Below are 5,312 nucleotides of genomic sequence, written 5' to 3'. Positions count from 1 at the left end.
CATGACACGGACGCTTTTCGGAGACCTCCGGGTGTTTTGGACACTCAACCGGGGGCGGGGTGGGGGTGCGAGCGGCGTGTCGAGGCGCGGGAGCGCGCGCCGGGAACGACGAAGGGCCGCCCCGGCACGGGACGGCCCTTCGTGCGAGGGTGCTTAGTTGTTGCCGCGCAGGATCGCGATGAGGCGCAGGATCTCGACGTACAGCCACACGACCGTGACCATGATGCCGAAGGCGCCGACCCAGCCGTAGACGCGAGCCGCGCCGTTACGCACGCCGCGCTGGATCTGGTCGAAGTCGAGCACGAGCGAGTATGCGGCCATGATGACCACGACGACACCGATGATCACGCCGAGCGGGATGCCGAGGATCTTGATGGTGCTGTACATGCCGAACGCGCCACCGGCGATCGGGGCGTTGAACAGCATCAGGACGATGTTGAGGAGGCCGAACACCATGTAGCCGACCATGGCGATCAGGAAGATCTTCGTGGCGCGGGCCGAGGCGCGCACCTTTCCGCTCGCGAAGAGCGCGAGGGTCACGCCGACGACGGAGAGCGTCGCGAGCGTCGCCTGGATGACGATGCCCGGGTAGATGAACTCGAAGAACGCCGAGATGCCACCGACGAACAGGCCCTCGAACGCCGCGTAGGCGAGGAACACGGGGACGGAGGGCTTCTTCTTGAAGATCGCGACCATCGCGAGCACGAAGCCGACGAGGCCACCGACGATCATCGGGGCGGCGCTGGGGCTGGGGTTCGCGACGCTGACGCCGGCCATCGACCAGATCCAGCCGACGACGGCGCCGACGACGAGCACGCCGAACAGCGCGAGCGTCTTGAAGACGGTGTCTTCGATCGTCATGCGATCGGTTTCGACGGCACCCGCCGCGGGGGCGGTGTACATGCCCTCGAGGTTGGCCGCCTCAGCAGCGGCCGCCGCGCTCGCGGCGGGAGCCGCGGGAGGGCTGTAACGGGTCTGGGCGCCGGCACGAGGGTCCTGGAACGCCGGGGTATTGAATGCCGGGTTGTTGAGGGCCACGGGGACTCACACTCCAAATGATGGTCATCACAGCACCGTGCTGTCACACAACACTAGCCGAGCGGGGTGCGAGATTCCTTGTGTTGACTGGGATTCCGCTATGAGCAAAGGAGCCGTTCACCCGCCCTCGATACCGTGGGCGGGTGCCGCTCGAACGCCCGCTCATCATCGGCCACCGAGGCGCTCCCGGATACCGCCCCGAGCACTCGCCGAGCTCGTACGCGGTGGCGATCGCCGCGGGAGTGGATGCCGTCGAACCCGACGTCGTCCCCTCGAAGGACGGCGTGCTGGTCGTTCGCCACGAGAACGAGATCAGCGCGACCACCGACGTCGCGACGCGGCCGGAGTTCGCCGAACGTCGCACGTCGAAGGTCGTGGACGGGGAGCGGCTGACCGGGTGGTTCGTGGAGGACTTCACCTGGAACGAGCTGCGCACGCTCCGGTGCCGCGAGCGGATCCCCGCCCTGCGACCGGGCAGCGCGGCTTTCGACGACACCGAGTTCGTGCTGTGTCTGCGGGACGTCCTCGACCTCGCCCGGAAGGGCGGCGTGGGGGTCGTTCTCGAGATCAAGCACGCGGCGGCGTTCGCCGCGCAGGGTTTCGACATGGCGGCGCTCGTTCGCGACGAGTTGCGCGAGGCGGACTGGCTGGACGACCCGACGCTGGTCATCGAGTCGTTCGAGCCCCTCGTTCTGGCGCGGCTGCGGGAGCTCGGCATCCAGGCGCCCCTCGTCCAACTCATCGAGGCGGGCGGGGCACCGTGGGACCTGCGCGAGCGCGATGGAGCCGCGGCCGTGACGTACGCCTCGATGCTGACGCCCGCCGGTCTGGACGCTCTCACTCGCGAGGTGGACGGCATCAGCCCTGACAAACGGCTCATTCTGGACCCCGGGCGGCTCGGACGCGCTCGCGGCCCCGCGCGGTTCGTCGCCGAGGCTCAGGACCGTGGTCTGCGAGTCTTCACCTGGACATGCCGCCCGGAGAATATGTTCCTCCTGCCGGGGTATCGCCGGCACGGCGGTCAGGCTGCGTTCGGTGATTTCCGGTCGGAGTGGGCTCATCTCCGCGACGCGCGGCTCGACGGGGTGTTCGTCGATCATCCCGACCTGGGCGTTGAGGTCTTCGGCGGCTGACGGGGAGCGCAACCCCTGCCGATCGGGAGGTCGGCCGCGTGAGGATGGCCGCATGACGGTTGACGTGACGGTGGTCGGCGGTGGCATCTCGGGCCTCGCGTGCGCGCGGGCGGTTCAGGATGCCGGGAAGACGGCGCGCGTGCTCGATCGCGGGCGCCGCGTCGGCGGGCGTCTGTCGAGCCGCACGTTCGAGGGGCGTCCGGTCGACCTCGGGGCGTCGTACTTCGTCGTCGGCGAGGCGGACCGATTCGGGCACGTCGTCGCGGACTGGGAGGAGCGTGACCTCGCGCGCCCCTGGACCGACACGTTCGTCGTCGTCGACGCGGACGGGAACCAGACGCCGAAGCCGGGGCCGATGCGATGGGCTGCTCCGCTCGGACTCCGCTCGCTCGCTCTCGACCTCGCCCAGGGGCTCGACGTGGTGTCTGAGCGGACGGTCGAGCGTGTGGAGCCCTACCGCATCGACGGGGAGCCCTCGGGCGAGGTCGTGCTCGCGATGCCGGGGCCACAGGCGGCGCGCCTCACCGATGCCCGTCTCGGCTCGGGGGCCGCGTGGGAGCCCGTCATCGCCGTTGTGCTGCGGTGGGACGAGCGACAGTGGCCGGCCGACCTGCACGGCGCCTTCGTCGACGGCGATCCGGACGTGTCGTTCATCGCCGACGACGGGGATCGGCGCGGCGATGGGGCTCCCGTCCTGGTCGTGCACACGACCGCGGACCGCGCCCGGCGGCACCTCGACGATCCGGACGCGGCGATCGAGCCCGTCCTCGCTGCCACCCGCCGCCTCCTGGGGATCGGCGCTGACCCCGTCTCGGCCTTCGCGCACCGGTGGACATTCGCGCGCCCCGCCGCGACGACCGGTCAGCCCTTCTTCCACTCGCCCGGCCTGTCCGCGTGCGGGGACGCATGGGGCGAGAGCGCTGCGGTGCGCACCGCGTGGTCGTCGGGCGACGCTCTCGGCCGCGCGCTCGCGGCATCCTGAATCTGTCTTCCCGAGGCGATGTCGGAAGGCCCCTCTAGGGTGGGGCCATGGATGTGGGGATCGACGCGACGGGGGTGCGGCGCTCGTTCGGGACCGTTCAGGCGGTGCAGGACGTGACGTTCGCGGCGTTGCCGGGCCGGGTGACGGGGCTCGTCGGTCCCAACGGCTCGGGCAAGACGACGCTCATGCTGATGCTCGCCTCGTTGCTCCAGCCCGACGCCGGTGAGATGCGGATCGGCGGCGTCGATCCGATCGCCGACCCCACGGGTGCGCGCCGTCTTCTGGGCTGGATGCCGGACTCTCTGGGCGCGTGGCCGAGCCTGACGGCGCGCGAGGTCCTCGTTGCGACGGCGCAGCTCTACGACATCCCCCGAACGGCGGCCCGCGCGCGCGCCGACGAGCTTCTCGAGCTCGTCGACCTCGCCCCGCTCGCGACGTCCGCGGCGCGGGTGCTCTCGCGCGGACAGAAGCAGCGTCTCGCGCTCGCGCGGGCGCTCGTGCACGACCCGAAGGTGCTGCTGCTCGACGAGCCGGCGTCGGGCCTCGACCCGCAGGCGCGCATCGCGCTGCGCGTGCTGCTGCGGCGCCTGGCGGGCGAGGGGCGCACGATCCTCATCTCGAGCCATGTGCTGTCCGAGCTCGAGGAGGTCGTCGACGACGCGGTCTTCATGATGGACGGCCGCACGGTCGGGACCGACCGCGTGGCCGCGGCGGCGACGCGCACGCGGTCATGGCGGGTGCGGCTGCTCACCGATCCGTCGCGCGGGGCGGAGGCGGGTCGTACCGAGGTGGCGGCGGCGCTGGGTCGTGCTCGCGACGAGATCGGAGTCGACCGTCGTGATTTGCTCGTGCCGTTCGCCGACGAGGCGGGGGCCGTCGCAGGGCTTCGCGCGCTGGTCGGTGCCGGCGTTCCGGTGGTCGAGTTCGCTCCGGCGGTGGGCGATCTCGAGCACGCCTTCCTCGACCTCAGAGTCGGCCCCGGCGGCGAGGGGAGCCCCGCATGAACCTCCACCGTCTCGGAACCGTCATCGGCATCGAGCTGCGTCAGCGCGTGCGCTCGGTCGGGTGGTACGTGCTGCTCGGGGTGTTCTTCGTCATCCTGATGGCCGTCCTCGCGCTGTCGTTCGCGTCGTTCGCGCTCGCCAGCGGGGGCAACGAGTGGTTCTTCTCTCTCGTCATCATGCTCGTGCTCCTGCTCGTGCTGCTCGTTTCTCCGACCCTCAGTGGCAGCGCCCTGAACGGGGATCGGGATGCCGCGACCCTCGCGCCCGTCCAGGTGACACTCGTGACGACGGCCGAGATCGTCATCGGGAAGTTCCTCGCCGCGTGGATCTCGGGGCTCGCGTTCCTCGTCGTGGCCGCGCCGTTCCTCGTCGTCGCCACCGCTGCGGGTGGCCTGAACCCGGGCGTGATCCTCGCCTCCCTCGGCATCCTGGTGCTCGAAGTCGGGGTCGTGGCCGCCGTCGGTGTCGGCTTCAGCGCCGTGGTCGCGCGGCCGATCTTCTCGGTTGCGAGCACGTATCTCGTCATCGCTGCGCTGTCGATCGGGACGCTGATCGCCTTCGGCCTCGGCGGACTCGCGGTGCGGAGCGAGCAGGTGTCGATCACGCGTGACTTCGACTGGAATGCATTGCCCGAGGGATGCGCCCCCGGCGCCCTCGACGGGTCCAGCCAGTGCCCCACATACGACGAGCTGCCCTGCATCGAGAACCGGTACACCTCGGAGGTGCCGCGCTTCGATCGCGTGTGGTGGGTACTCGCCGCGAATCCGTTCGTGATCCTGGCGGATGCCACGCCCCCGACCTACGTCGACGGCTATCCGCGTGACCTGTTCTCGCAGATCGCCTACAGCGTCCGTCTGGCGCAGAAGGCTCCCGAGACCGAGACGCGGTTCGACGGGTGCGTGGCTCCCCAGGATTCGTGGTCGAACGAGACGCCGGAGGATCAGCTCGAGGGCACGGTGCCGAGCTGGTTCGTCGGGCTGTTCGTGCAGCTGATCATCGCGGCGGGGTTGCTGACGTGGGGGATCGCGCGCACGCGCACTCCGGCGAAGCGCCTGCCGCCGGGGACGCGTATCGCCTGACGTCTCGGCCGATGTCGGGGCGGAGTGCCCGGGCTGACGACTCGGGATCGAGGGTCTCGGGACTGGGGGTCGGGGG

Annotated in this window: 5 protein-coding genes; 4 read left to right on the top strand and 1 reads right to left on the bottom strand. The window is 70.5% G+C overall.

Annotated features, from left to right (window positions below):
• Positions 1 to 153: 153 nt before the first annotated feature.
• The gene (locus NS283_RS18040; RefSeq protein WP_058598218.1) at positions 154 to 1,038 is read right to left on the bottom strand and encodes a Bax inhibitor-1/YccA family protein; all 885 of its coding nucleotides are present in this window, start codon (positions 1,036 to 1,038) and stop codon (positions 154 to 156) included.
• A 143-nt stretch (positions 1,039 to 1,181) separates the two neighbouring features.
• Here NS283_RS18040 and NS283_RS18035 point away from each other — a divergent pair, with 143 nt between their 5' ends.
• From NS283_RS18035 to NS283_RS18020, 4 genes are read left to right on the top strand one after another with little or no spacing between them, the layout of a single operon-like run.
• Positions 1,182 to 2,171 (top strand): glycerophosphodiester phosphodiesterase family protein, encoded by a 990-nt coding sequence (locus NS283_RS18035; RefSeq protein WP_058598217.1) that lies wholly within the window; start codon positions 1,182 to 1,184, stop codon positions 2,169 to 2,171.
• A gap of 52 nt (positions 2,172 to 2,223) precedes the next feature.
• Entirely contained in the window at positions 2,224 to 3,153 is a 930-nt protein-coding gene (locus tag NS283_RS18030) for an NAD(P)/FAD-dependent oxidoreductase (protein WP_058598216.1), read from the top strand.
• 47 nt (positions 3,154 to 3,200) lie between these two features.
• Positions 3,201 to 4,157 carry an ABC transporter ATP-binding protein gene (locus tag NS283_RS18025; protein ID WP_058598215.1) on the top strand — a complete coding sequence of 319 codons (957 nt, stop codon included), beginning with the start codon at positions 3,201 to 3,203 and terminating at the stop codon, positions 4,155 to 4,157.
• Complete coding sequence (locus NS283_RS18020; RefSeq protein WP_058598214.1) at positions 4,154 to 5,236, top strand: ABC transporter permease; 1,083 nt, start codon at positions 4,154 to 4,156, stop codon at positions 5,234 to 5,236. Before NS283_RS18025 ends, NS283_RS18020 begins: the two co-directional genes overlap by 4 nt.
• Positions 5,237 to 5,312: the final 76 nt, after the last annotated feature.

It is taken from the genome of Microbacterium testaceum, assembly GCF_001476285.1.
GTDB lineage: Bacteria > Actinomycetota > Actinomycetes > Actinomycetales > Microbacteriaceae > Microbacterium > Microbacterium testaceum_B.
The sequence above is the reverse complement of the archived record's forward strand: the minus strand, read 5'-3'. Positions and strand labels throughout refer to the sequence as shown.

Excerpts from the sequence above, each read along its gene's own strand:
- NS283_RS18020 (WP_058598214.1), top strand. The coding sequence starts at position 4,154 with ATGAACCTCCACCGTCTCGGAACCGTCATCGGCATCGAGCTGCGTCAG.
- NS283_RS18025 (WP_058598215.1), top strand. The coding sequence starts at position 3,201 with ATGGATGTGGGGATCGACGCGACGGGGGTGCGGCGCTCGTTCGGGACC.
- NS283_RS18030 (WP_058598216.1), top strand. The coding sequence starts at position 2,224 with ATGACGGTTGACGTGACGGTGGTCGGCGGTGGCATCTCGGGCCTCGCG.